Here is a 21516-nt window from a genome sequence, read left to right on the forward strand (position 1 = left end):
CCATCTGCGAAAATACTTTCGGGAGTGAGGTTCGAATCTGGGCGAACGTGCAACTTAAGACGAACCTGTTTGTTTTTATGTTCCGTCGCCTAGCGTATCCTGGAGCACCCGAGACTCGACGATTTTTTGAAATTCCGACAACAGCTCTCGGTGATTTTGGGATAGGAACCTGACAATCCTGGCGTTATCGAGGAGCCCCTTCAAATATCCGATCACGACGACCAGTTGAAGCGTATTCTTGCCGTGCGATTCCTCGATCAGCTTGAAGTCTCTCCCAAGCGTTTCCATTTCTCGTTCCATTCGAGAAATGTCCTCAGCCGAAAGGCCGTTCACATCTTTGGGTTGTTCAGATTCATTGAGCTGATCCTGCGGCGTCGCCGCAATCAAGCATTTTGCATAGCCCAACGAGTAGTTGTGGGATGCGCATGCCAACTCGGCCATTTCAATCTGCCGCATGGGCTTGGCTTTTCTGAACTCACGGAGGGCGCTCGGACTGACACGTTTTTCGCGAAGTAATTCCACTGCTTCCGGGCAGATGCCGTCAAGTAGGTCGCGCTTTTGTTTGATGCTGGCCAGATCGAGGTTCAGTGTCCGAGCGATCCGGGCTTCGCTGACGCCGTTTTTGATCGCGCGGCGGATCATGAAGTGTTCTTGGATGGCAGAGAGCCGATTCACTTTGTGGTTATACGTAAACCCCTCATCGTCGACGGAAATCAGGCACTTTGCTGCGTCATGGCCCAGTTGCTTGAGTATCTCCAACCGAACGTGTCCGTCGAGTAAGAGGTATCGAGATGCCGTCTTGCGCTCGGGGTATACGACGAGTGGCTCGATGAGACCTAGTTCGCGGATGGAGGCCTCGATGCATCGATATTTTGTCGTTTTCCGGGTTCCGGATTCGATCTTACGGGTGGGCAGGATGCGGTCGATCGGGACCATGATGATGGATGATTCGCATGCCATACGTACGCGATGTGTCATAAATTGGACTCCGCCCCCAGCACATGGGGAACAAGGTATTGTGGCAGCGAGTCCAGTCCTTCAGCTCGAAGCAACGTGACGAAGTGTTCATCCTTAAAGAGTTGTTTCAATGCATTTACCGTGAACAAGAGGCGTGTTTCGCAGACTTTGGCACGTTGGATCGTCAGCTTCTGCCGAAAGGTTTCCTTCTGATAGGCTTTCAAGAGATCGTTCGTTGAAACCGGTGAAATCGCTGGCGGACGCTTTCCGTTCCGGACGCGTTTGCCTTTGCTGCGGCGGTTTTCGATCAGTCTCCGGGCCTGAAGTAGCGCCTTTCCTCGCAAATCATTCCGCTCATACGCTTCCGTCAATGCACGCTGGATTCCTGCATCGTCCGACGTGGCGATCGTGATTGCGATACTGACTGGAATTTGACCTTTTTCGACCGCCTGCAACAGCTTTTCTTCGCCCTTCGCCAAAAGCTGGAGAATGGCGCGGACATAACTGATGTCGAGATCGGTCTTGGTGGCTATTTCAGAGAACGAGTATCCCCGCTCCTTAAGTCCACCGATTTCACGCACGAGTTCAACCGTCGAGTGCTGCCGCCTAGCGATGTTCTCAGCGAGACTCATCAGCAAAAGCTCTTCTTTCGATCCATCGATCACAACGGCGGGAATCTCTTGTTCGCCAAGGGCAATGTACGCTTCTAATCGCCCCTGCCCGCATACGAGGTTGTAGACTGCATGGCCATTTTTGCCTTCAACGTGCGACACTGTAATTGGCCTCTTCAGGCCAGGCTTTGCGATGTTGGCAGAGATTTGGGCGAACTTGGTTTTTCCGCGCTGACGCGGATTCAGCACCACGATTTGTTTTACAGGGATCAGTCGGATCTGCGGGTCAAAGTCGGAATTCATGCTGCCACCTCCAGACGATGTCTAGCTGCCAAGTTCGTAAAAAATTCCAGATTGTCGAACTGATACGTGTCCAGGAATGCACCATTGGTCTCGCACAACAAGAGTCGTGGGACCGAAATGTCCATGACCGGGAGCAGGTAATAGTCGACAGGTTGCTGGTTTGCTTCATCCATCCGCCCAAGAATCGTGATGTCAGGCATGATTTTTCCGGCGAACTTGATCTGCCATCGAAGCGAGCCAGCAGCAGTTTGGAGACACCGCGACAGCACAAGAGCCGCGCTATACTCGCCGTTAATGACCAACAGGCCGGAATTGGCGTCCCGCGAAACCGTGGCCCCAATTTGTGTGAGTCGGTTCACCAGGTCAAAAACGATCGGAGGCTGCTTGGACCTGATCCGACGATTGATCTCAACATATTCAAAGTCGTGAGCCGGAACGTAACCCGCCAGTTGGTACGCTTTGAGCAGACTTCCAAACCGCGACCGATACGAAGCGCTGAGCGGCATGCCCTGAGTAGAGTCGATCAACTGGCTAGAAAGGGTGGGATGGTCGGCTGCCAACGCCTTCAACTTGGCCAACATCTCGTCATCAGAGAGTCGGCGGTTCCGTTCCTGAATGATCCCCCGCGCGACGAAAAACTGCTCTGGTGTTACGATCGACGGGAATGCACCGTCTTTACGGACCCACATCTCGGGCGAATTCTCGACATGAGCCTTCTTGAGTTTGAACGACGTCCGATTGTAAACATTGTTCCCGATGTACTTCTCGTTCGTCAGCACCTGTCTGACGGTTCCTCGATTCCAGGGTCGACCAAAGTCGGTCAGACAGCCTTCGGCATTGAGTTCTGCCGCGATTTCCGACTCAGGTCTACCTTCATCGATAAACCATCGGTAGATCCGTCGTACAGTTTGAAGTTCGTCCTCGGGGCCTGGCACCAATACCACACGATCCGTCTGAAGGCTTTTGTATTCCCCACGAGTCAAGACTCCCTTGGGCTCGCCCGATTGATTGATCAGCATGCGCCGGAGCCCAAACCCGGGAGCACCTCCCTGGCGATATCCGAGTTCGATCAGTCTGCACTGTCCTTTGAAGACCTTTGACGATAGCTCGCGACTGTACTCGCCCGCCATCGCGCGCTTCACGCTCTTGATGATCGTGGAGGTTGGTCCGCCGTCGTTCTCAAACTGCTCTGCGCAGTAGTGGACCTCGATGCCAGCTCGTTTGCACAGGTATTCGTAATAGGCGCTTTCGTCGGCATCTTGAAACCGCCCCCAGCGACTGACGTCGTAGACGAGAATCGCTCGGTACCCAGGATTGCCCGATTGTACGTCATCGATCATCCGTCGCAGACTTTCCCGACCGGCGACGTTCAAACCGCTTTTTCCCTCATCGGCGTAAGTCCGGACAATCTCATAGCCGCGTTTCAGGGCATAGTCCCGAACGATGTCGTCCTGGTTAGAGGTCGAATACTGCTGATGTTCCGTCGACATCCGCACGTATTGTGCGGCGGGCACGCTGTGGGGTTCCTGTGGGGGAGTCATAGCCAAAGGCTTTCATCAAGGGAAAAGGGGCGCGGAAATGCCTTCCATGCAGGTGATTGAACATGCAAACATTCTGCCACGGACCTGTGGGATTGCGCGGCGGAAAGCTGTGGGAAAGCTGTGGGATTTGGTTACGCGAGGCGATTTAGCATCAACCCGTAGTGCCGAGCAACACTGCCGTCGATCACGTCTGACAACTTCGACATGCCTGCCGCCCGGAGCTTCCCACGCAGTTCTTTCACGACACTGCGAACCGAGGACGACTCACGAACGGCGTTCCAGACGTCATTCAGCAGGACTTCGTAACTAAGGTAGCAGTTGGGACGGCGTGCCAATCGCCCGAAGAATTTGAGCATCAGGGTATTCCCGAGAAAACAATGCCTCCCCTGAAACTCCACACACATTAAACCGTAATCAATCCGAGGATCGGCCGTTTGCGACGGAGTGAGTGGACCTTGTGCGACCGGCGTGTTGGGATGCGTCAGAGCATCCAGCTCCGACTGCAGGATCGCGACCGATTCTTCCAGAATCGAGATTTCCGCCGCGTGGATCGCGGCCAAGCGTTTCAGAGATTCCCTCAGTTGTTGTTCTCGCGTGGTGATCATTAGACAGTCCCCGGAAATTCATGGATAGGTTTTGAGCCCTTTCATGAAATCTGGGACACGTTCGCGAAGGCTGCGCGAGGAATCCGCTGAATCGAATAGCGAGAAGCGCCTCTTAGGTTAAGAAACCTGCACGTTAGCCGTATTGATATCTTCGGCAGCTAAACCGAATTCCGTGCATGTTTGCAGAGGATCATTAGGGGGCAGTTACTGAATCAGTCGATGTTTCGTTGATGTGGTCGACGCAACTTTACCCCTGGGAAAGCGGCCCAGACCGCCGAAGTGCTCCGCTAACAGCAGGAGTTGAGAGACAACCAACCGTTGGGTTATCAAGGCTGTTCTCATCTTTCGTATCGTTGAATGTGGGGCGGTCCTCGCGTGAGAGATGTAATTAGTCGTCTTTGTCGGCCGCGAGCAGCCGTTTCCTGCGTTCTGCCACGCGAGTGTCCAGGTACTTTTTCCATAGGAGGGGGAGCGTCGCACGAATCTTACGGAACCAATCAGGCGGATCTCGATGCCTATCTCCTGGGTCAGCAATCCCAATTAAGGCGTCTAGCAAGACCCACTTCCGGAAAAGATTTGATTCTTGGAGTACGGCCTTGACGAGTTCCGACGTTGCCTCAACTGACATCGTCCAATCGAGGGCTCGGCTAGCGGCCTGCACAACATCCTGGCTCGCATCATCGAGAAGCTCCCTAATGATCTTGATGCGTAGATCGCCCGGCGCGCAAACGTAACTGAGCACTTCGATCGCCGCCTTTCGGCGACGAGGATCACTGTCTTTCAGCCAGTCACTCAGTGTCTTCCGCAAGTGGTCGGACTGCATTGGCTGCAGCACGGCCAACGCTCGCCCGATCGCACGACGGATCGCGGCGTGTTTCTCGGTTTGGGCCATCAGGAGAAGGAATGATATAGCTGCATACGGATCGATCTCGACCAACAGAGATGGGTAGAAATCGCGGTCGCGAGCGGTTGGCGACTGAAGAGCCATCTTCGCTGCATCGAATGCAGTGTCGGCATCGAACTTCGCTAATGCACGGATGCTCGCAGCCTTTGCCCCCGTCACGATCATCTGCTGATCTGGTGCGATGGCTGCGTCATACAAGAGTTTTTGAGACAACTGCTCGTCGAGCACCGTGGCGAGCACCTTCGGATCTTGCACCGAGAGAACGAGCCTGGCGAGAAGTTCAGTCTTCTCAGGACCGTCAAGCTGCTCTAAACGGCCTTTGAGAAGAGGTCCCGTTCGGCCTTCGATTCGCTTGTCGGAAAGGAGAGAAAGCGCTAGGGCATCCGTATAAGACGACTCGACGTGCGATAAGAGCGCCTCCAAAGCTGCATCGGTGCCAATCCGGCGAAGGGCCATTATCGCAGTATTTCTGTGTTCCGCCACCGCGAGGTGGCGGGCCATGAGGGTCACAGTGTCGTTAGCTTTGTCCCCGAGTGCTGTGAGGGCGATAAGTGCGGCGTAGCCGGTGTCTGAAGTAGGTTCATTTTCGAGAAGGATCCGCCGAATCGCGTCTGTTTGTTCGCGCCTGCCCGCAATGCCGAGCGCAAGAATCACCCCCGGCGGTACCTTCACTTCTCGAACACCCTCAAGTGCGGGAGCCACGTCCGCGTCAGAAAATGCCTCGCCAGTGAGTTGCTGCGAGAGGTCAATGCAAACGATATCGAGTCCCCACCGTATCACGGCTTCGATGACCAGCCGGTACTCTCCCATTACAGCCAGTGCATGGGTTGCAATGCTTTGTTCGATCGGGACGCCTCGGTCGAGATCAGGTCGCTGCGAGATCAACTTCAGGAGTTCTCTCGTCTCTGTATCGGGCCGACGGAAGGCTAGGACCGATGCCTCGCGGCGCGCTATGGGATTCTCCGAAGCAAGGCAGAGGTTTACGACTCGGGTAAAACCGTCCCCACCGATTCGCTCGAGTATGGATAATCCGAACTCCTGGTCGGGGCGAGCGAATTCGCCTGGAATCGGTCCCCGGCGCAACAGCCAATCGGTGAGCTTTGTTGCCAGCGAACTGTTCTTTTTCGCGCGAAACTCAGCAAGGTGGTGCGGATACCGCATATCGCTGATGAGGTTTAATAGAGAATAGAAATCGGGTGATGAGTTATCACGAGCTGCTGCTATTTCTACGTCGAGCTCCCGTTCTAAAAGTTCGAGGAGCACCGTGAACGTTTCGGTGTCCACCGCTGCTTCCTGCCGCTGGTAGACCATTGCTGCCCGAATTTCAGGCTGTGGGCGACGGAGCAACTCTAGGATGTAATGTTTCGCCGGTTCCGGGCGACGGCGCTGCAGTTCGGAAAAGCACCACCGCTTAGTAGGCGAAAGCAATTGAATGGGAAGACGCGGCAACTCGGCGATAGCCGCATCCGGGGCAAGCCGTGCAAGAGCACGAAGTGCCCAAGGCCCAACCAGTTGTGCAGGCCGATCGATCCTCTCGCGCAGCCAATCGACGTACTGAGAATCTCGGTAGTGAAATATGTTGACGACTAACGGAAGTTCATGTTCCGAACTCACTTTCGCGAACAACTCAGCCTTGCACTTATGCCACAAGTTTTCGTATTCGGTCGTCGAAACTAGAGAGGCGAGAACGTGAATCGGATCACTCGCCGTGGCGGTGGAAATTGTTTCGGGAAGCCACGCGGGGTTAAGTTTAACGCATTCCCTCAACGCTGCGAACGAATCTGCGGATGCCTCCGCTGGATGCTCGTGTGGGCGGATGAACCGACTCCGATCGGCCAAGATCTCTCGATGAATGACCCAGAGCCGATCTAAAGCGGGGGCATGTGGGCGAAGGGTGAGCACCTTCAAGGCCGCTCGCTTGACGAACGGCGAGGAATGATCGAGCATCGCAGTGGCACTTGGCCCGGTCTCTCCGTCAATGATCCTTCCGATAGCTTTAGCGACGTCCTCAATCAGGATCACATCGTTACCAAACGCAACTGCCTCCAGCCTTCGAAACAATGCTGGTACAATACGACTACCGAGTGTTGGCAGAAGTTGGCCGTAGAGAATGGTATGGTGCTTCACGGCCCGTTCTCCATTGCTTCAATTATGTGATCGACCACCGCGGATGCAGATCGGTCAGGGGCGGAAAGAAGCCAGAGTACGTCCATCGGCACGTAGCCAAATGTGACGGCCCCACCGCCACCCGATGAGATAAAAATCCGCTTTATTTCCGCCGTGAGGTCTTCGGCTGAGATCAGCCCGGCGTCAAACTGTGAGACCAGCGCTTCGGCCGCTGCCCAGTTGAGCAACCGATCATGCCAGACGCGATACCTGTCTGTACCGGCTAGTTGAAGCCATCCAACGCGAGATAGGCGTTGGATGGCACAATTGTCGAGCCCGACTGCGCTAAGTTGCTCTCCGGTCCACGGGTACGGTGCCCCACGGGCGGTTGAAAGGGCAAGCTTCCGAAGTGGCACTGCGTCGAGGGGTGACTCACCCTGCTCATTCTCGAACAGGCGGAGCCAGTATCGCTCGTACAGTCCGTATTCGTTTATCGACTTCCAAGTTCCGGGCTTGGCGATGTCGCAGTAGAGCCGAGAAAGAAGTGGGCGTCGAAGGGTGGACAAAACGTCGTACGGAATCTCACCTCCACCGTCACCGAGCCGCAACGTGAGATAGGTACGGAGTTCCTGTACTGTAAAGTCACCGACCTGTATTACTTTTCCTCGCTTATCCGCCAACTGCTGGAATGTGCGGGCGACTGGCGGAGAGCAAGAGATAGCCAGCCGAATGCCCCACTCTTCCCACGGCTGCATCACGAGATGCCGGACCTCCTGGGACGATTGCACGTCGTCGATAAAAAGTGTGAGCCAGTTATCGACGCGGTCGTGAAAGAGTTCACGCCTGCGGGCTGCGATCCGGTCTAGCGGAAGGGATTGGTCGTTCCCTTTGATATGCCGCCAAAACGCGTCAGCCGCATTCTTACAGTCCCGCTCCGCATCGCCGCTCCCTGAAACAAGGACCACTAGTTGTTGTTCGCTTGCGGAGAGACGAGCGAGCGTACTCAACAGCCACGACTTACCCTCGCCGCTCTCACCCGCGAAGGCGAGCAGCGGTACCTGCGGTTGCCACTCGGACAAGAGTTTCTTTCCTCGCTCGGTTCGGACGTCCTCTGACGATTCATAGCCGCGCCGCTGTAGCAGACTATCGAGATTTCTGCGGGCGTTCATCCGAAGCCGCGCCCAATTGGTCAACGGAACAGAGTTTATGCCGAACTCTCGAAGAAACGATTCTGCCTCAATCAAAGCGCCACCTAATGCGGCTTGCTCTGCCAGTCGACTGAGCATCGCGCCTCGTTTCTCCCGAAGTGAAACATCCGAGTCTACGAGAGCCAAAAGCAATGAATCCACCTCTTTCTGTACCTGTTCGATGCTTTGCCCCGGGTCAATCGAGAAGTTTGCCAAGAGGTGCCAGACCCCGAGGCGCGTGGACTCCTCCGTCTCGCGGTCCTGAACGGCCTTGCGTTTTCTTACCTCGGACACGATCTTCTCGAATAAAGATCGTTCAGTGTAGTGGGGTTGGTCCCAAAAGGGTTTGGGAGGGACGGTACCCGGCGGAGGGGGCGATACCGGAGCAGTTGATCCACCACGAAATTTTAGTTGCCTCTTGTTATCAAGCCCAGAAAGTACATCTCCGGTCGGAGGAGTCCGCTTCTTTAGTCCTCGAAAGAAAGTGAGCACATCTGTCCACCCACCCATTCTCCCCTCGGTCACGAACCGGTATTCCGTTTCGGGCTTTGACGAGTCATATGCAAGATAGAGGTCCGGCAGTACTTCTTCAATGATTTCTCGCAGTGACCACGTCCCCTCATCCGAGCGCGCCTTCAACTGCTCGACGATGCGCGCTGGCCCCCGCACCTGCTGGAGATCGCCGCCCCCTCTCAGTGGCTCAAGTACGAGGAGCGCTCGTTGTATACTACCGCTTTTAGAATCTTTGTCGCAGTCCAAGGTGTAGAGCCGTACGGCGCGGAGCAACGACCAGAGCATCTGGTAGAGGATTCCGTTGATCGTCGCCGGGCCACCGGCAGGGACTGACATAACCCACCTCCATCAAATCATTGCGAAAAGTCACTTCTTCCATTTAAAAAAGTGTGGGCCGAATCCTACCACTCGGCGCCAGATAGATCGAGCAGCACTTGTGTTCGGTCGATAATCAATGGTGACTTGATAGAAGCTAGTCCAAACACGGATGATCAATGAACTCGGAGTGTAGATCCCCCCCAAAAAAAATCTGCATTTCCCCGCCTCATAACGTCTTCTTCGATCAATTCGGCGTCCGGGCAAAACTCCGCGTAACGGTTGGCTGTTTGAGCATTTTTGAAAACCCTTGGAATCACGCCTTACATTCATTTGTGTGAATAGTAAGACTATCCCATCATAAGGAGCCGTTTAACGCAGGCAGGTTGATTGTCTTGATGCAGGGAGGTGTTCTATGCGAACCAAAAAATCTTCAATCAGGACTGAAGCGGATGTTTTAGGGCCAATTCGCGAGGCCGCCGCACTGGCGCTCGCGACTGGCTTCTCTGAAGACGAAGCCGCGAAGAAAACTGGTACTGCGTCACAGATCATCAAAACGTGGCTGCGTACCGACAGCATGTTCGTGCATCGAATCAGTGAGATTCGCGGCGAAATTTCTCAGCGGGTTCGCGCTTCGGTGTCCGACAAAATGCTCACCGCCGTCGCAACTCTCGACGAAATTTGCCGTGACTCCAGGGACGATGCGACGCGGCTTGCGGCCGCGAAACTGCTGTTGGAGGTCGGGATGAAAATGCAGCAGAACGTTGAATTCGAACAACGAATCACGGTCCACCAGGTGAGTCAGCAACAGAACAATACACTACAGGAACCGCCACTTGTAGTACTGTCGGAATCGATGCAAGGGGCTCAGAACACCAAATAACAGCCACACGCACGCGAGCCGGTCCAAACTGTCAGCGTAGCCGGTGCCAATTGACCCACCACGTTCATTTCAACCTCGCTCCGAAGGTTAATTGAAGGCGGTACGACATCGCGGCTGAGACGCGCGGATGCGTATTAAAACGACGACGGTTGTTGCGTCAGAACAAACCATTTAATTCTTGAGTTCCTGATTTGTCTGCCATTGTTGCCAGAATTGGATGGCTTCAAGATGCTGTTTTTGGGCCTTCTGCTGTAGCCGAGAAAGGTATTCAAAGTTCTTCATGTCTTCAGTACGAACGGCAGCCATTTTTGCTTCTAAGTAGTTCAGCTGCAGCCAAGTGGCAAGGATTCGCTCCACCAGAAGCTGACGGACCGGGTCGTCGTTTACAGGATATTGGGATCGCATGTGCTCCAGTTTCTTAACGGTGGCCGCCCGAAAGACGTTGTCTTTGCCCACGATCAGCGAGACCCAATTGGCACGCGCGAGCGAAGCGACATCTCCCATACGATGCATGAGACCCGGATATCGATCGATCAGTTCCGTCAACTGTGTCTCAGCGTTCCGGTCACCGGACCGATAGGCTTCGAGCAATGCCTGCGCACGGACCATGACGGTCTCCGGGGTAGGTAGCGGAGGGGGAGAATCTCTTTCTCCACGTTGGTGTGCGGATTCATCGGCGGCGTCAAACGTCCCTCTTCGGAGCTGTTCCATCTGCCGGGGGATGAGCTTCAATCCGGCTTTCGCGGCGTTAAGACGTTCACGATTGACTTGCCGTTTCTCCTTAGCAGCCTCGAACAGTTCAGCCGCCATCTCGGCTTGGAAACCACATCCGAAATAAATCTTCTTCACGCTGCCTTTGACTCGCTTTGAACGGTAAAAGTACCGCCTTCCATTCTTCCTTGTTTCCCAAGCCATGAGTCCCTCCGTTGTGCTACGCCACATTTGCCTGTTCTACGCGGCGCTGTTTGACATCAAAAATGGTTTTCAATAACCGGAATACCTTAAACTCATCTTCGGCTCCCCGGCCTTCCACTTCAAATGTCGAAACCGCGAGTTCCGGCTCACCGAATGGATGCATTTCCAGTCGCAACGGGGTCAACAGATCGTCGACCGGTAGGCTCTGCAGGCTGAATAACTCTTCCTGCATTTCAAGCCACGAAACCAATTCCGCTCGCGTTGTCGGCAACGGGAGTCGTAAGATCAAAACAAGCAGCTTGAGATCGACGTTGATCGGCAGACCTCGCTGCCAATACGCGTCAAGTCCTTGAATTCGAAGTACATCCACGCTGACCGCTGTCAGGAAAGATTCCAAGGCTTCTGGACCAAAATTGAAACCGACCCAGCGCCAAAATGGCCCGACGTCACCGGCAAGCAGCTCTCCCGAGGGGTGCCGTCGAATCGCCTCGTGTGCGATCCATCCTGTCATATGGAATCGTCCGCGGACGTCGAAAAAATAATCCTGATACTCAGTCACGACCTCCGCCGGGATGCGCATCCGATTGGCAATTTCGGCCGGCGATTGGTTTGCTAGGACGCGCGCTTCGAGTTCGTCCCGCACGAAAGCGTCGCCTTCGTGAATCGCGCGAGCGGCAACAAATGCCTCATCGACCTGCAGAAGTGACGGCAGATCGGTGTTCTGGATGCATTTCCAAAGGAGATCTGGTGTCGGACACGGGCTCAACTGAACAAATCTCTGCCGTTTCCACGTCTTTTTTTCCATTTTCGCGCCCCGGAAGGCCCCAAGACCGCTGTTCTCAGCGCGTTTGTACTACGTTTGCGCGCCGCTCTGGAAGAGGAAAACGTGGGATTGTCGACAAGTTTTTCATTTGAAGCCAGACCCGCCCATGCTTAGATTTTATTGTTACCAATAAAACTGGCGTGACTTCCGCTTCAGTAAATAAACGACGGAGTGCCGGTGGGCCATGCAAGTGGGGGCCTGGGGAGTGCGCACTGCGAATGAATCGCCTGTTCGTACCTTTATTTCGATGAACTGAATTTATGGCGATCAAAAGAAAAGGCATCCCATCAAATACGCCCGGAGACCATCTCGCGATACGGTATTTCCGGCTAGGTAGTAAGCTCAAACGCATGGACTTTGTGACGGAAAATGAATTCGCAGGCTTGGCCGCCGAGTTTAGGCTGCTGCCGACGTCGGCAACCTGGTACAAGTCGATCCAGCTCGCGACGGAGTTTGAAGAGGAGAGCCCAGAACTGCTCGAACTCTGCCGAATGCAGGTAGGTGGTCGCCACATCACTCTGAGCCATCTGGATGAGCTGATTCGGTTACCGAATGCTCGTCAGCGCAAAAGGTTCGCCGCTAAAACATTGCGAGGGAATCTATCGTGCCTCGCGTTGCGGGCCGAAATTCGTGACACCGTCCACTGGACCAGCAAGCGGTCCGGAGCCGGGCGCAAACGCCGAGAACCTAACAGCCGTGCCGAAGCCATCTGGCGCGTCAACCGTGAAATCAACCAGCTCAAATCGACGCTGGAGTGGTTGGCAACATACGAACAAAATCGGTCAAAGTTACGGAAGGAAATCACGGACTCTGTGGCTGCGCTTGCCAGATTGCAAAATGTGTTGGGGCGATTGCTCGGTGTCACGTGAAGTATGCCGCGTGCCCGTCGAACATCGGTATGCGTCGATGGTCCAAGACATGGATGCGTATCAAGCCCGTCAGATCACAACACTTGAGGAACTCCAGACACAATCGATTGCCGACTATTCTGTCGGAGTTACCTTCGTGGACATCAGACACGCGCTGGATTCGTCACGGAGCAACCAGGGGGTGCATTGCAAGACACAGACTGACAAAGACAAGACATAGGACTGTACGGGTGTCATGCGTGCTTACAGCTTGGTGTCATGGCACTTGACTGGCTGGATCGCCAAGGCAAAATGCGGTGAGGCACATTTTAACTGGGTGTTGATGTAGTCCCGACAGTCAGTTGAGGCTTGTAAATGTCATGTTCAACAGAGAAAGGGTTCATCCAAAACTACTCGGTGATTGACTCGATCCACAATGGCGGTTTCTACTCGTCGAACTTGAAACTCCTTGATTCTTCGCGAAATCGGCTACATACTTCCGTCGAATTAATCGGTTCTGTCCTGCACGCTTTTCGACGGCAGCGAACTCGCATAACCCGATGTGATTTATTGCGAAGTTGAACTTGTTATTGAGAACTCATGTCCCACCAAGGTCAACTCTTCGATCTTCCAGAGCCTGAGTTGCCAAAGGATCAACAGATCAAGGAACTCAGAGAGCTTGTCGCGCAATACCGCGTGATGATGAACAAACTCACCGGCCAACTTATGTACCTCGAACGATTGTTCAGGCGCGCTTCGGACGGTTCCGCTACGCTGGTATCGGGATTCATGGACAAGTTTCTACAAGATTGCGCAGCAGTACCAGAATCAATTCCAACTTGGAACGAGGAGGAATGGTATTCCTCAGAAGAAGTGTATGCCGGGACGATAGAGATGTACCGTGCCGGTCGCGATCTGCGACGTGTTGCGAAAAAAATAGTCACTGTCCGAAGACATTTTTATCGAGATATTCAGATCCTTAAGCAGCGCCACAGCGACGGCGAATCAGCATTTGATCGAGAAGCAAATCTTCGTTTACAGCAACGTCGACAATTCACCCACAAGGAGCGGGAGAAGATCTGGATTCAGTCCGAAAGGAAATGTCGGTATTGCAAATGCAAGTTGGAAAGCCCTGACGGAGACGTGATGCACGTTGACCATATCGTTCCCGTTGTCGTTGGGGGGAACGATGACATCGAGAACCTCACCGCCGCTTGCGTTTTATGCAACCTAAAAAAGAATGCGAAGAGTGAAGAAGAGTTTCTTGCGTCTCTACTCAGTGGAATTGAAAGTTCAGGCCAAACTCTATTTCCCAGCGCAGATGGGTTCACTGCAGAATCGCGGGATGATACTGACTGAAAATGATTGTTGGCAAAAGTGCGGACTGCATAACGATCAGGCTCGAAGGGCTAGAGGCAGTTTCAAAACCGGTTCAAGCATATCATTACGCAGGCGAGGTGGAAAAAGCCTTCGAAGAGATGTGGGTAGTATTCATGCCGGACAAGAAGCCTTCTTTGATAGCCTAGCCAACTGATCGTGCGTTCCACTTTCCAGCGACTCGCATATCTCTTCAGGCTTCGCCCGTCTTGTCGAGACGGCTTCTTCCGGCCTTTTCGGTGGGGTGTGATTTGCTCAATGCCTCTCAGTTTGAGCGTATCACGAATCCAATCGGCATCAGCCGCTTTATCGTACAGCAGCCTCTCGGGTTTCTGGCCAGCAACTTGAATGTCGACCAGCGTCTCGATCGTGTTGACTTCGGCGACCTGTGCAGAAATGGTGAACCCCGAGATGGGGACGCCGTTACCGTCCGTCATCAGCATGAGTTTCGTTCCTTTACCTTTCTTGGTCTTACCAACCTCGGCGCCCCCTTTTTTGCAGGCGAAAAGGTGCCATCACCCATTGCCTGCGACCAGTTCAGCTGTTTCTGTCGATCAAGGGACTTCAGGAGACGTTCCCACGTTTTGACCATGATTCCTCTCTCCGTCCACTCCTTGAGCCTTCGCCAGCATGTTGCAGGAGACGGGTATCGCTCTGGTAAATCTTGCCATCGTCCTCCGCTCTTCAGGACCCACAAAATTCCTTCCAGACAGGGTCGAGGCTCGACTCGTGGTCGGCCTCCCAGTGGGGATGGAAGAGGGTTTGCAAACAGATCTTTGATGGAATTCCACTGGGCATCATCAAGAAAAGGCTTCGGGACCGTCCTGGACCCTGTCGTATTCGGCCGCCGTCGCTGGGGCCACATGGACAGGGTAATTCGCATGTAAGGGACTCCTTTCTCCCTTACCGGTATGCAAATTGCCTGCCAGAATCGTTATTGCAATAAAGGGGTTTTGAAACTGCCTCTACGTCTTTTACGGGCATGGCAGCGGAAACTGCCGCCACCGACGAATCTCGTATTCATCCGTCAGGCGCTCAGCCACCGTGCGTACCATCGCGACGTCCTCGAAGACACCGTGCCGCTGCAGGGTGTCGACCAATAGCGAGTTGGCCATGTGATTGCATGAATCCTCGCTGAGTTTGCAAACAGAATCCATTTCGCACAAAAAGCAGAAAAACCCGGTAAACCAGCTCGCGCCAGCCTACCGGGCTTTCTTTCGAATGCCTTTCGGCACTTCATCTACAACGTCACTGCTTCAACCTCAGCGACGAAGCGAGCGGCGTCACTGGTCAGGAACGCTGAAATCACTTCGAACACAGCGTCACTGAAGCCGCCGACGTTCAGGATATCACTCCGTTCCGGAGTCTGCGTTGTTGCGTTCGGCTGCAGGTCAACGCAGATCAGCTTTGGCCCCGTGATGTCGCCACCATGGAGTCGAACCTGGTTCTGCACGAACCGCTGCCATTCCGTAACAACGCCTGTCGAGCCATTTGCACCATAGAAGTACGGACGACCCTGGTAGACCCAGCTCTCGTTGTCGCTGACCAACACGACTCCTGCGAACTTTCGCTTTGCGTAGGTCGCATTCGCCTTGCGGATCGGCAACGAGCAATCCGTTCCACCGCCACCATACTTCGCCAGCCGGTCCGCCAGGCTCAAAATCGAGTCGGACGGATCGACCTTGGCATCAAATGCCTGTGTGTCGAACGGCACGACGATGCTGTCCGGGTTACGCCGCAGGATGGCCGCTGCCACAAGGGCTGCGACATCCACGCACCGCATCTTCGACGTTCCACCGCGACCACGGTTTCCCGTGACAGGTGACTGCATCGAACCCGAAACGTCGAGACCGATTACGACCGGTCCCGGCAACTCCGGCACGTTACCACACGCAATCTCCGTCGCCTTATGCAAGGCAGACTTGATCACCTGAGGCACCTCATCGGATGCATTCAGGTACGCCGCGAAGAATTGATATGGAAACTGCCGCGATCGACGGATTTCGTTTTCATCCGCCAACCTGTCAGCCACCGTCCGCACCATCGCGATGTCTTCGAACACACCGTGCCGCTGCAGGGTGTTGAGGTTCATCCGCAACGCCTGCGGTCCCATCGTCTGTGCGATCGCCGCCCAAACCTTGGAACCCTTCGCCGTATCGGCCAGCAAGTCCCAGCGAGCGTGTAGTCGATCCAACAGCGCGATCTGCTGCTCGGCTGTTTCCACCGTGCGGAACGCAACCAGCAACTGAACCTGCTCCGGCAAATCGACTTCACCAGCCGGTGCCCACTTCGACTGCTCCTTATCTGTCAGCCAGCCGAATAGTGCGCGCCGACCATTGTCCACAGGTGTCGGCCGCGCCAGCCGCAGGATGTCCCGCAAGCTCGGATCGTGACCGATCGATGCCGACAGCAGCTTCTCTGGCGAGGCCGTGTTCAGCCAGCGCTGGAAAGCACGCTGCAATGAACTCGACAGGCTCTTCTTGCCGAACTGACCCGAACGGATCATCTGGAACAACGTCCGCAAAACGCGACCGTTATCAACAACCCGATCGAACACCTTGTGGAACAGGACGGCATCGCGTGCAACCAATGTTGCTGCCAGCGCGGCCGGCATGTCCTTCAGGTACGCCCGCTCGCGGCTGTAGATTGCCAGCTTCGCCAGGAAGACGTTGTCGTTCACCTGGGTCACCAGTAACTTCAGCGTATCAAGCTGCTTGTCGGCATCCGCGTAGAAGGTCCCGTTAAAGCAACCTGTCGCTGCCAATTGCGCCAGCGCGTGCTTCGGATCCAACGCGTACGCCGGTCCGCCCGCGTCATTTTGCGAAGTTGCACGCGGCAATAGTGACGTCAAACTCGAAAACAACGACTTGTTGGCCATCGTGGCCTCCTTCCTGAACAGTCGAGACAGATCGATCTGCCAGGAGCACACCGCTCCTGTGACATAACGGATCGAATCCGAGCCCGACGAAATGTGACGGCGATCCCACGAAGATTGTTCAGAGCGACCTGATCCCATTCGGGACTGAGGCATGCCTGCCCCACCGTCTAAGTTGGTGGCATGTACTCCAACACGGCAGTTGGATCGTTGTTTCAAAAGCACTCGACGAAGTTATGGCCAGAGTTCCGGGCCGAGACTGACCTTCTGCAAGAGGCCCGGGCAGGATTCGAACCAGCTAAACCATGTACTCCAAACCGGCAGTCGAGTGTGTCTCTAAAGGATCTGTTAAAGGCATGTCCCAACGAAGTTTCAATCAGAGAACGCCTCTTGCGAGGCGACGTCCGCGTTTGACCACTCCGCCACAGCGAGTTGCCACGCTGGTGGGATTCGAACCCACGACATACGGCTCTCAAAGCATGTGCTCCAAACCGGCAGTCAATCCACCTCCGCCTCGCGGCGGAAGTTTTTATAGTCCAAGATCCAACCGAGGGGTTTGTTGAGACGCCTTCCTTATCGAACCAGGATGGTTCGGCAGTGGACGCGCGGCTTCATCTTCATGAGACTCGAACCGCATCACCAGTCGGTCGCCCGACGTCGCTACTTTAAGGCCGTCAGTTACGTGTAGTCCCAAATGGCAGTTGGATCGTTCGTTTGTTTGATCAGTTCACAAAGACCTCAACGAAGAATCGCCAAGACATCGTGCCGTGAGGCACACCTTAACAGGGTGTTGATGTAGTCCCGACAGGCAGTTGAGGTTTATCAATGACACGTTCAACGAGGAGATGGTTCAGACGTTGCACATTTTCAAGATGTAGTCCGTACCGGCAGTTGATTGTGTCAAGACGCCGATGGGAGTCGAACCCATTGGATACGGCTTTGCAGGCCGCCGCCACGCCGTGTGGCTTCAGCGTCAATTAATCAGTGTCCTTGCCGGGAGTCGAACCTGGTCTACGACCTTCGCAGGGTCGCGTGCATCCACCACACTCCAAGGACAAATAACAATCAAAATACCCCACCGAGGAATCGAACCTCGCCCGACTGCTTCGAAAACAGTCATGCATCCTCCACACTCGCAGGGCATCACATCAATTCATCAATATCCCGACCTGGAATCGAACCAGGGCCTGGACCTTCGGAGAGTCCAATGCAATCCGCTACAACATCGGGACAAACAGGGCCGACGACTGGATTCGCACCAGCATGATTCCGCTTACAAGGCGGACGCCTTTCTCGATCGAGCCACGTCGGCAGTCAGCACGAGCGTGAGGATTTGAACCCCATCCAGCAGTTTTGGAGGCTGCCAGCTCTCCCAGGAGCATCACTCGTGTGTGCCGCCGAGCTCTAACGAAGGGCCTCGGCGGCGGTCGTCATTCATCCAGTTCCACAGTCCAGTATGCCTCACTGAGGAACTTGGACCAGCTTTCAATTCGCACGTCATGCCGTGCATAGAGTGGTTTCCACGTTGGTCGAACCGGCGCCTTCCGCAGCGGCATGCGCGCTTCAGTTGGCGTACGGTCAGCTTTTCGCTTGTTGCACTCCAAGCAAGCTAAGACACAGTTCTCCCATGTGCTGGTTCCACCTCGCGACCGCGGTTGCACGTGGTCGAGAGTCAATTCTTCGCTCCCCGGCTGGCCACCACAGTACTGACAGGTGAACCTGTCTCGCTTGTAGATGTTCCGGCGACTGAATGTGACCGCGTTCGAGGGAACTCGGTCATACTCGGTCAGCGTGATTACCTCCGGCACCCGAATCCGAAACGTCACGACTGGACGAACAATTCATCCTGCTGAGGAATCAGTTTCGCCCAATCGGCCCAGGTGTACTGCTGATAGTCAGTCGGATCGACGATCCGCGCCCGCTCGGCAGCCACCAGCGTCATTGAACGTGCCACCGAAGCCACGCCCACCGGCTGCCAGTTCCGGTTTAGTACCAGTGTTTGTCGACTCAACATCGCGACCACGATCTTTCTCCTATTTAATAAGGGTGTCCGAACGGGATTGAACCGTCACCTTCGGCTTCACAAACCGACATGCAAACCACTACACCACGAACACCATGCATTCTCGGACCAGGAGTCGAACCCGGATTTCCCCGTTAGGACCAGGGCGTGATTTCCATTTCACCATCCGAAAGCGGAAGGAGCGGGAGTTGAACCCGCAAGGCACATTAAAAATGCTCGACCGGCTTCCAACCGGTTCCCGTCACCATTCGGGTTGCCCTTCCGTTTTGACTTCAATACCTCGACCAGGAATCGAACCCAGAACTCCCCGTTAGAAGCAGAGCATGATTTCCATTTCACCATCGAGGCCAAAAACAAGCGGAAGGCAAGGGATTCGAACCCTCATCTCCCGTGAGGGAGAGTCGCGTTAGCAGTGCGATCCGGCCAACCATATCCGGCTACCTTCCGTATTCATCAGTGGACCCACCGGGAATCGAACCCGGATTGCCAGCCTGCCGAGCTAGCGTCGTGCCGTTAGACCATGAGCCCATATCTCAAGAGGTCCGTCCGGGAATTGAACCCGAGCTTCGTCCTTACCAAGAACGCGTGCAGCCGCAACACCTACAGACCATGTTCGTCAATTGATCCCGGATGGAGTTGAACCATCGTCGCCAGCATGTCGGGCTGGTGTCGTACCGTTGGACCACGGGACCAAATTGACCGAGATGGGAATTGAACCCACAAAATCATCAGGCTCTCGACCTGATCGCTTTTCCAGTTTGCGTACTCGGTCGTCTCGTTTCATCACTGCTTGAGGCGAAATTAGCCGGTCCAGGTGTCGCACCTGGCGGTCGGAGCTTATGAAACTCCGCTGAGCGCTGGCCCACCGGCGATAATCGATTGCAGTTGCAGACCCCGGTAACGATCCGGACATCTCGGCCCTATGAAAGCCAGTCGGACACCTGTCCTGCCTGCAGTGACCAAGGGGAGAGTTGAACTCCCAAGCCCGTAAGGGCACGACGTTCTGAGCGTCGCGTGTCTACCAGTTGCACCACTTGGCCATGTCATTGACCCGTGCGGGATTTGAACCCGCGTTGCCGGCGTGAGGGGCCAGCATCCTGAACCGCTAGAAGAACGGGCCATAGTTAATGGGTCGTGAAGGAATTGAACCTCTCGTCGTCCACCGCACTTGTTTTGTGACAACGGCTTTACAGGCCGCCGTGGGGAACACGACCCAATCAAATGACACGGGTGGGAGTTGAACCCACAGACCACGAAGGTTTGAGCTTCGCCGCTTTGCCAGATTGCGTACCGTGCCGAATCAGCGTCCTCGATGGGATTTGAACCCACGTCTCCACCGTGACAGGGTAGCGAGCATTCCAGGCTGCTCCGCGAGGACGTATTTCTTTCTAATAGCTCAGGTGGGAGTCGAACCCACAGCATCCCTGGTTCTAAGCCAAGGTGGTCTGCCGATTGCCTACCGAGCCATGTCTGTCTTGATGCCCAGAGCGGGATTTGAACCCGCAAACACTCGATCTTAAGTCGAGTCGCTCACCTGTTGGCGTACCTGGGCGTTTCAACAAAGTAATCCCGGATGGACTCGAACCATCGTTACCTGGGTGTAGGCCAGGCGTCGTCGCCGCTGGACCACGGGATCAAATTAAAAGTGGACTCATCGGGAATCGCACCCGAATCCTCGGTTTGCAGGACCGATGTCTTCCTGTTAGACCATGAGCCCGAATGTTCGTCGCCAGCAAGCGGAAGCCGTGGGACTCGAACCCACAAACGAGATTTACTCGCCGCCTGTTTTCAAGACAGGTTCCTCATCCGGCCGGATGACTTCCTTAATCTGCAAGCTGCGGGAGTTGGAATCGAACCGGGCACCGAGCCCTTGGCTTGGTCCCTCCGGGTTCAGAGCCCAGCATCGCTACCAGCAGCGACTATCCCGCAATGGTTATGCGTCAAATGACACGTCGACGTTTGAGAAGTTCACAAATTGCGGGGGCAGGAATCGAACCTGCGCCTCCGGGGTCAAAGCCCAGCATCGCTGCCAACAGCGACTACCCCGCACTACAAGAGGGAAGGGTGGGACTCGAACCCACGCGCGAGTGCTTAACAAGCACCTGCTCTGCCGCTGAGCTACCGACCCAATCAAAAGTGCCCTGCGGGAATCGAACCCGCCTGTCCAGCTTGGAATGCTGATGCCTCTGCCGCTCGGCCAAGGGCACATGTTTTTCTTTAAGGCGGAAGTCGTGGGACTCGAACCCACAATCCCGATTCGTCGGGACACCTGCTTTCGAGGCAGGCTCCTCATCCAGCCGGATGACTTCCGTTTATCAAGCTGCGGCGACAGGAATCGAACCTGTGTCGTGACGATTAATCCCGGCGCGCCGGGACCCGTACCAGCACGGACTCCACCGCAATGTTTTCAGTCAGCGTGGTCGGATTTGAACCGACGTTCTCGTGCGCCCGAGGCACGCGGATTTCCAAACTTTCCCACACGCTGATAATCGTTCATCGCGAATCGACCGTCGTTGTCACGACGAATCATCCACGCGAACGAAAGAGCACTCAGCGGGAGTTGAACCCGCACCTCCGCCCTGGCGAGACGGTACGCTGCCGCTACGTCATGGGTGCGTGAATTCCTGGCCGAATTGTTAAAGATCAACCTGCAGAGCACCGGGTGGGACTCGAACCCACGTCGCCGCATTACGGGTGCGGAGTCTTCGCCGCTAAAACGACCAGTGCAAC

Annotated in this window: 16 protein-coding genes and 27 tRNA genes; 3 read left to right on the forward strand and 40 right to left on the reverse strand. The window is 55.0% G+C overall.

Going from position 1 to position 21516, the window contains the following annotated elements:
* Window positions 1-75: 75 nt before the first annotated feature.
* The 6 genes from ACGY09_RS02970 to ACGY09_RS02995 form a co-directional block, all read right to left on the reverse strand.
* The gene (locus ACGY09_RS02970; RefSeq protein ID WP_397570425.1) at window positions 76-978 is read right to left on the reverse strand and encodes a plasmid partitioning protein RepB C-terminal domain-containing protein; all 903 of its coding nucleotides are present in this window, start codon (window positions 976-978) and stop codon (window positions 76-78) included.
* On the reverse strand, window positions 975-1871 hold the full coding sequence (locus tag ACGY09_RS02975; RefSeq protein ID WP_397570426.1) for a ParB/RepB/Spo0J family partition protein: 897 nt from the start codon (window positions 1869-1871) through the stop codon (window positions 975-977). Before ACGY09_RS02975 ends, ACGY09_RS02970 begins: the two co-directional genes overlap by 4 nt.
* Window positions 1868-3412 carry a recombinase family protein gene (locus tag ACGY09_RS02980; protein WP_397570427.1) on the reverse strand — a complete coding sequence of 515 codons (1545 nt, stop codon included), beginning with the start codon at window positions 3410-3412 and terminating at the stop codon, window positions 1868-1870. The genes ACGY09_RS02975 and ACGY09_RS02980 overlap by 4 nt, the downstream gene beginning before the upstream one ends.
* Before the next feature lie 131 nt (window positions 3413-3543).
* Window positions 3544-4017, reverse strand: a complete 474-nt coding sequence (locus ACGY09_RS02985) for a helix-turn-helix domain-containing protein (protein ID WP_397570428.1) — start codon at window positions 4015-4017, stop codon at window positions 3544-3546.
* 388 nt (window positions 4018-4405) lie between these two features.
* Complete coding sequence (locus ACGY09_RS02990) at window positions 4406-7048, reverse strand: HEAT repeat domain-containing protein (RefSeq protein ID WP_397570429.1); 2643 nt, start codon at window positions 7046-7048, stop codon at window positions 4406-4408.
* Complete coding sequence (locus tag ACGY09_RS02995; protein ID WP_397570430.1) at window positions 7045-9063, reverse strand: hypothetical protein; 2019 nt, start codon at window positions 9061-9063, stop codon at window positions 7045-7047. Before ACGY09_RS02995 ends, ACGY09_RS02990 begins: the two co-directional genes overlap by 4 nt.
* A 394-nt stretch (window positions 9064-9457) precedes the next feature.
* Here ACGY09_RS02995 and ACGY09_RS03000 point away from each other — a divergent pair, with 394 nt between their 5' ends.
* The gene (locus tag ACGY09_RS03000; protein ID WP_397570431.1) at window positions 9458-9925 is read left to right on the forward strand and encodes a hypothetical protein; all 468 of its coding nucleotides are present in this window, start codon (window positions 9458-9460) and stop codon (window positions 9923-9925) included.
* Between the two features lie 171 nt (window positions 9926-10096).
* Here ACGY09_RS03000 and ACGY09_RS03005 read toward each other — a convergent pair whose 3' ends face one another.
* Entirely contained in the window at window positions 10097-10840 is a 744-nt protein-coding gene (locus ACGY09_RS03005; RefSeq protein WP_397570432.1) for a hypothetical protein, read from the reverse strand.
* A 16-nt stretch (window positions 10841-10856) separates the two neighbouring features.
* Complete coding sequence (locus ACGY09_RS03010) at window positions 10857-11645, reverse strand: hypothetical protein (protein WP_397570433.1); 789 nt, start codon at window positions 11643-11645, stop codon at window positions 10857-10859.
* 278 nt (window positions 11646-11923) lie between these two features.
* Here ACGY09_RS03010 and ACGY09_RS03015 point away from each other — a divergent pair, with 278 nt between their 5' ends.
* The gene (locus tag ACGY09_RS03015) at window positions 11924-12532 is read left to right on the forward strand and encodes a hypothetical protein (RefSeq protein ID WP_397570434.1); all 609 of its coding nucleotides are present in this window, start codon (window positions 11924-11926) and stop codon (window positions 12530-12532) included.
* A 579-nt stretch (window positions 12533-13111) separates the two neighbouring features.
* Window positions 13112-13870 (forward strand): HNH endonuclease, encoded by a 759-nt coding sequence (locus tag ACGY09_RS03020; protein ID WP_397570435.1) that lies wholly within the window; start codon window positions 13112-13114, stop codon window positions 13868-13870.
* 62 nt (window positions 13871-13932) lie between these two features.
* Here the strand turns inward: ACGY09_RS03020 and ACGY09_RS03025 are convergent, their stop codons facing one another.
* The 32 genes from ACGY09_RS03025 to ACGY09_RS03180 all read right to left on the reverse strand — a co-directional run bounded on the left by ACGY09_RS03025 (window position 13933) and on the right by ACGY09_RS03180 (window position 21513).
* Window positions 13933-14331, reverse strand: a complete 399-nt coding sequence (locus tag ACGY09_RS03025; RefSeq protein WP_397568160.1) for a transposase — start codon at window positions 14329-14331, stop codon at window positions 13933-13935.
* Window positions 14325-14771, reverse strand: coding sequence for a transposase (locus ACGY09_RS03030; protein ID WP_397568161.1), 447 nt, complete (start codon window positions 14769-14771; stop codon window positions 14325-14327). The genes ACGY09_RS03025 and ACGY09_RS03030 overlap by 7 nt, the downstream gene beginning before the upstream one ends.
* A 357-nt stretch (window positions 14772-15128) precedes the next feature.
* Complete coding sequence (locus tag ACGY09_RS03035; protein WP_397570436.1) at window positions 15129-16766, reverse strand: TROVE domain-containing protein; 1638 nt, start codon at window positions 16764-16766, stop codon at window positions 15129-15131.
* 900 nt (window positions 16767-17666) lie between these two features.
* Window positions 17667-17738 (reverse strand) — tRNA-Cys (locus ACGY09_RS03040).
* 263 nt (window positions 17739-18001) lie between these two features.
* Window positions 18002-18075, reverse strand: a tRNA-Thr gene (locus ACGY09_RS03045).
* Window positions 18076-18193: 118 nt separating this feature from the next.
* A complete protein-coding gene (locus ACGY09_RS03050) occupies window positions 18194-18589 on the reverse strand; it encodes an HNH endonuclease (protein ID WP_397570437.1) in 396 nt (131 codons plus the stop codon).
* Window positions 18586-18777: a hypothetical protein gene (locus tag ACGY09_RS03055; protein ID WP_397570438.1), complete on the reverse strand. Its 192-nt coding sequence runs from the start codon at window positions 18775-18777 to the stop codon at window positions 18586-18588. The genes ACGY09_RS03050 and ACGY09_RS03055 overlap by 4 nt, the downstream gene beginning before the upstream one ends.
* A gap of 31 nt (window positions 18778-18808) precedes the next feature.
* Window positions 18809-18880: transfer RNA gene (locus ACGY09_RS03060), tRNA-His, on the reverse strand.
* A gap of 79 nt (window positions 18881-18959) precedes the next feature.
* Window positions 18960-19049: transfer RNA gene (locus ACGY09_RS03065), tRNA-Ser, on the reverse strand.
* 13 nt (window positions 19050-19062) lie between these two features.
* Window positions 19063-19134, reverse strand: a tRNA-Arg gene (locus ACGY09_RS03070).
* A 10-nt stretch (window positions 19135-19144) separates the two neighbouring features.
* Window positions 19145-19232: transfer RNA gene (locus tag ACGY09_RS03075), tRNA-Ser, on the reverse strand.
* Window positions 19233-19243: 11 nt separating this feature from the next.
* Window positions 19244-19314: transfer RNA gene (locus ACGY09_RS03080), tRNA-Ala, on the reverse strand.
* A 93-nt stretch (window positions 19315-19407) separates the two neighbouring features.
* A tRNA-Val gene (locus ACGY09_RS03085) sits at window positions 19408-19478 on the reverse strand.
* 4 nt (window positions 19479-19482) lie between these two features.
* Window positions 19483-19558, reverse strand: a tRNA-Leu gene (locus tag ACGY09_RS03090).
* Between the two features lie 184 nt (window positions 19559-19742).
* Window positions 19743-19826 (reverse strand) — tRNA-Leu (locus ACGY09_RS03095).
* Window positions 19827-19833: 7 nt separating this feature from the next.
* A tRNA-Glu gene (locus ACGY09_RS03100) sits at window positions 19834-19906 on the reverse strand.
* A 102-nt stretch (window positions 19907-20008) separates the two neighbouring features.
* Window positions 20009-20083, reverse strand: a tRNA-Leu gene (locus ACGY09_RS03105).
* Between the two features lie 7 nt (window positions 20084-20090).
* Window positions 20091-20164: transfer RNA gene (locus ACGY09_RS03110), tRNA-Asp, on the reverse strand.
* Between the two features lie 14 nt (window positions 20165-20178).
* Window positions 20179-20252 (reverse strand) — tRNA-Leu (locus ACGY09_RS03115).
* Between the two features lie 13 nt (window positions 20253-20265).
* Window positions 20266-20338: transfer RNA gene (locus ACGY09_RS03120), tRNA-Leu, on the reverse strand.
* Between the two features lie 12 nt (window positions 20339-20350).
* A tRNA-Val gene (locus tag ACGY09_RS03125) sits at window positions 20351-20422 on the reverse strand.
* 10 nt (window positions 20423-20432) lie between these two features.
* Window positions 20433-20503, reverse strand: a tRNA-Ala gene (locus ACGY09_RS03130).
* Between the two features lie 20 nt (window positions 20504-20523).
* A tRNA-Ser gene (locus tag ACGY09_RS03135) sits at window positions 20524-20609 on the reverse strand.
* 12 nt (window positions 20610-20621) lie between these two features.
* Window positions 20622-20715, reverse strand: a tRNA-Gln gene (locus tag ACGY09_RS03140).
* A 46-nt stretch (window positions 20716-20761) separates the two neighbouring features.
* Window positions 20762-20835 (reverse strand) — tRNA-Gln (locus tag ACGY09_RS03145).
* A gap of 7 nt (window positions 20836-20842) precedes the next feature.
* Window positions 20843-20914: transfer RNA gene (locus ACGY09_RS03150), tRNA-Asn, on the reverse strand.
* A 7-nt stretch (window positions 20915-20921) separates the two neighbouring features.
* Window positions 20922-20993 (reverse strand) — tRNA-Gly (locus ACGY09_RS03155).
* Window positions 20994-21009: 16 nt separating this feature from the next.
* Window positions 21010-21096, reverse strand: a tRNA-Ser gene (locus ACGY09_RS03160).
* 10 nt (window positions 21097-21106) lie between these two features.
* Window positions 21107-21187 (reverse strand) — tRNA-OTHER (locus tag ACGY09_RS03165).
* Between the two features lie 10 nt (window positions 21188-21197).
* Window positions 21198-21271 (reverse strand) — tRNA-Pro (locus ACGY09_RS03170).
* Between the two features lie 60 nt (window positions 21272-21331).
* Window positions 21332-21402 (reverse strand) — tRNA-Gly (locus tag ACGY09_RS03175).
* A 38-nt stretch (window positions 21403-21440) separates the two neighbouring features.
* Window positions 21441-21513, reverse strand: a tRNA-Thr gene (locus ACGY09_RS03180).
* Window positions 21514-21516 lie beyond the last annotated feature (3 nt).

The sequence above is a fragment of the Schlesneria sphaerica genome, from assembly GCF_044336245.1.
GTDB lineage: Bacteria > Planctomycetota > Planctomycetia > Planctomycetales > Planctomycetaceae > Schlesneria > Schlesneria sphaerica.

Excerpts from the sequence above, each read along its gene's own strand:
- ACGY09_RS02970 (WP_397570425.1), bottom strand. The coding sequence starts at position 978 with ATGACACATCGCGTACGTATGGCATGCGAATCATCCATCATCATGGTC.
- ACGY09_RS02975 (WP_397570426.1), bottom strand. The coding sequence starts at position 1,871 with ATGAATTCCGACTTTGACCCGCAGATCCGACTGATCCCTGTAAAACAA.
- ACGY09_RS02980 (WP_397570427.1), bottom strand. The coding sequence starts at position 3,412 with ATGACTCCCCCACAGGAACCCCACAGCGTGCCCGCCGCACAATACGTG.
- ACGY09_RS02985 (WP_397570428.1), bottom strand. The coding sequence starts at position 4,017 with ATGATCACCACGCGAGAACAACAACTGAGGGAATCTCTGAAACGCTTG.
- ACGY09_RS02995 (WP_397570430.1), bottom strand. The coding sequence starts at position 9,063 with ATGTCAGTCCCTGCCGGTGGCCCGGCGACGATCAACGGAATCCTCTAC.
- ACGY09_RS03000 (WP_397570431.1), top strand. The coding sequence starts at position 9,458 with ATGCGAACCAAAAAATCTTCAATCAGGACTGAAGCGGATGTTTTAGGG.
- ACGY09_RS03005 (WP_397570432.1), bottom strand. The coding sequence starts at position 10,840 with ATGGCTTGGGAAACAAGGAAGAATGGAAGGCGGTACTTTTACCGTTCA.
- ACGY09_RS03010 (WP_397570433.1), bottom strand. The coding sequence starts at position 11,645 with ATGGAAAAAAAGACGTGGAAACGGCAGAGATTTGTTCAGTTGAGCCCG.
- ACGY09_RS03015 (WP_397570434.1), top strand. The coding sequence starts at position 11,924 with ATGGCGATCAAAAGAAAAGGCATCCCATCAAATACGCCCGGAGACCAT.
- ACGY09_RS03020 (WP_397570435.1), top strand. The coding sequence starts at position 13,112 with ATGTCCCACCAAGGTCAACTCTTCGATCTTCCAGAGCCTGAGTTGCCA.
- ACGY09_RS03025 (WP_397568160.1), bottom strand. The coding sequence starts at position 14,331 with ATGCTGATGACGGACGGTAACGGCGTCCCCATCTCGGGGTTCACCATT.
- ACGY09_RS03030 (WP_397568161.1), bottom strand. The coding sequence starts at position 14,771 with ATGCGAATTACCCTGTCCATGTGGCCCCAGCGACGGCGGCCGAATACG.
- ACGY09_RS03035 (WP_397570436.1), bottom strand. The coding sequence starts at position 16,766 with ATGGCCAACAAGTCGTTGTTTTCGAGTTTGACGTCACTATTGCCGCGT.
- ACGY09_RS03055 (WP_397570438.1), bottom strand. The coding sequence starts at position 18,777 with ATGTTGAGTCGACAAACACTGGTACTAAACCGGAACTGGCAGCCGGTG.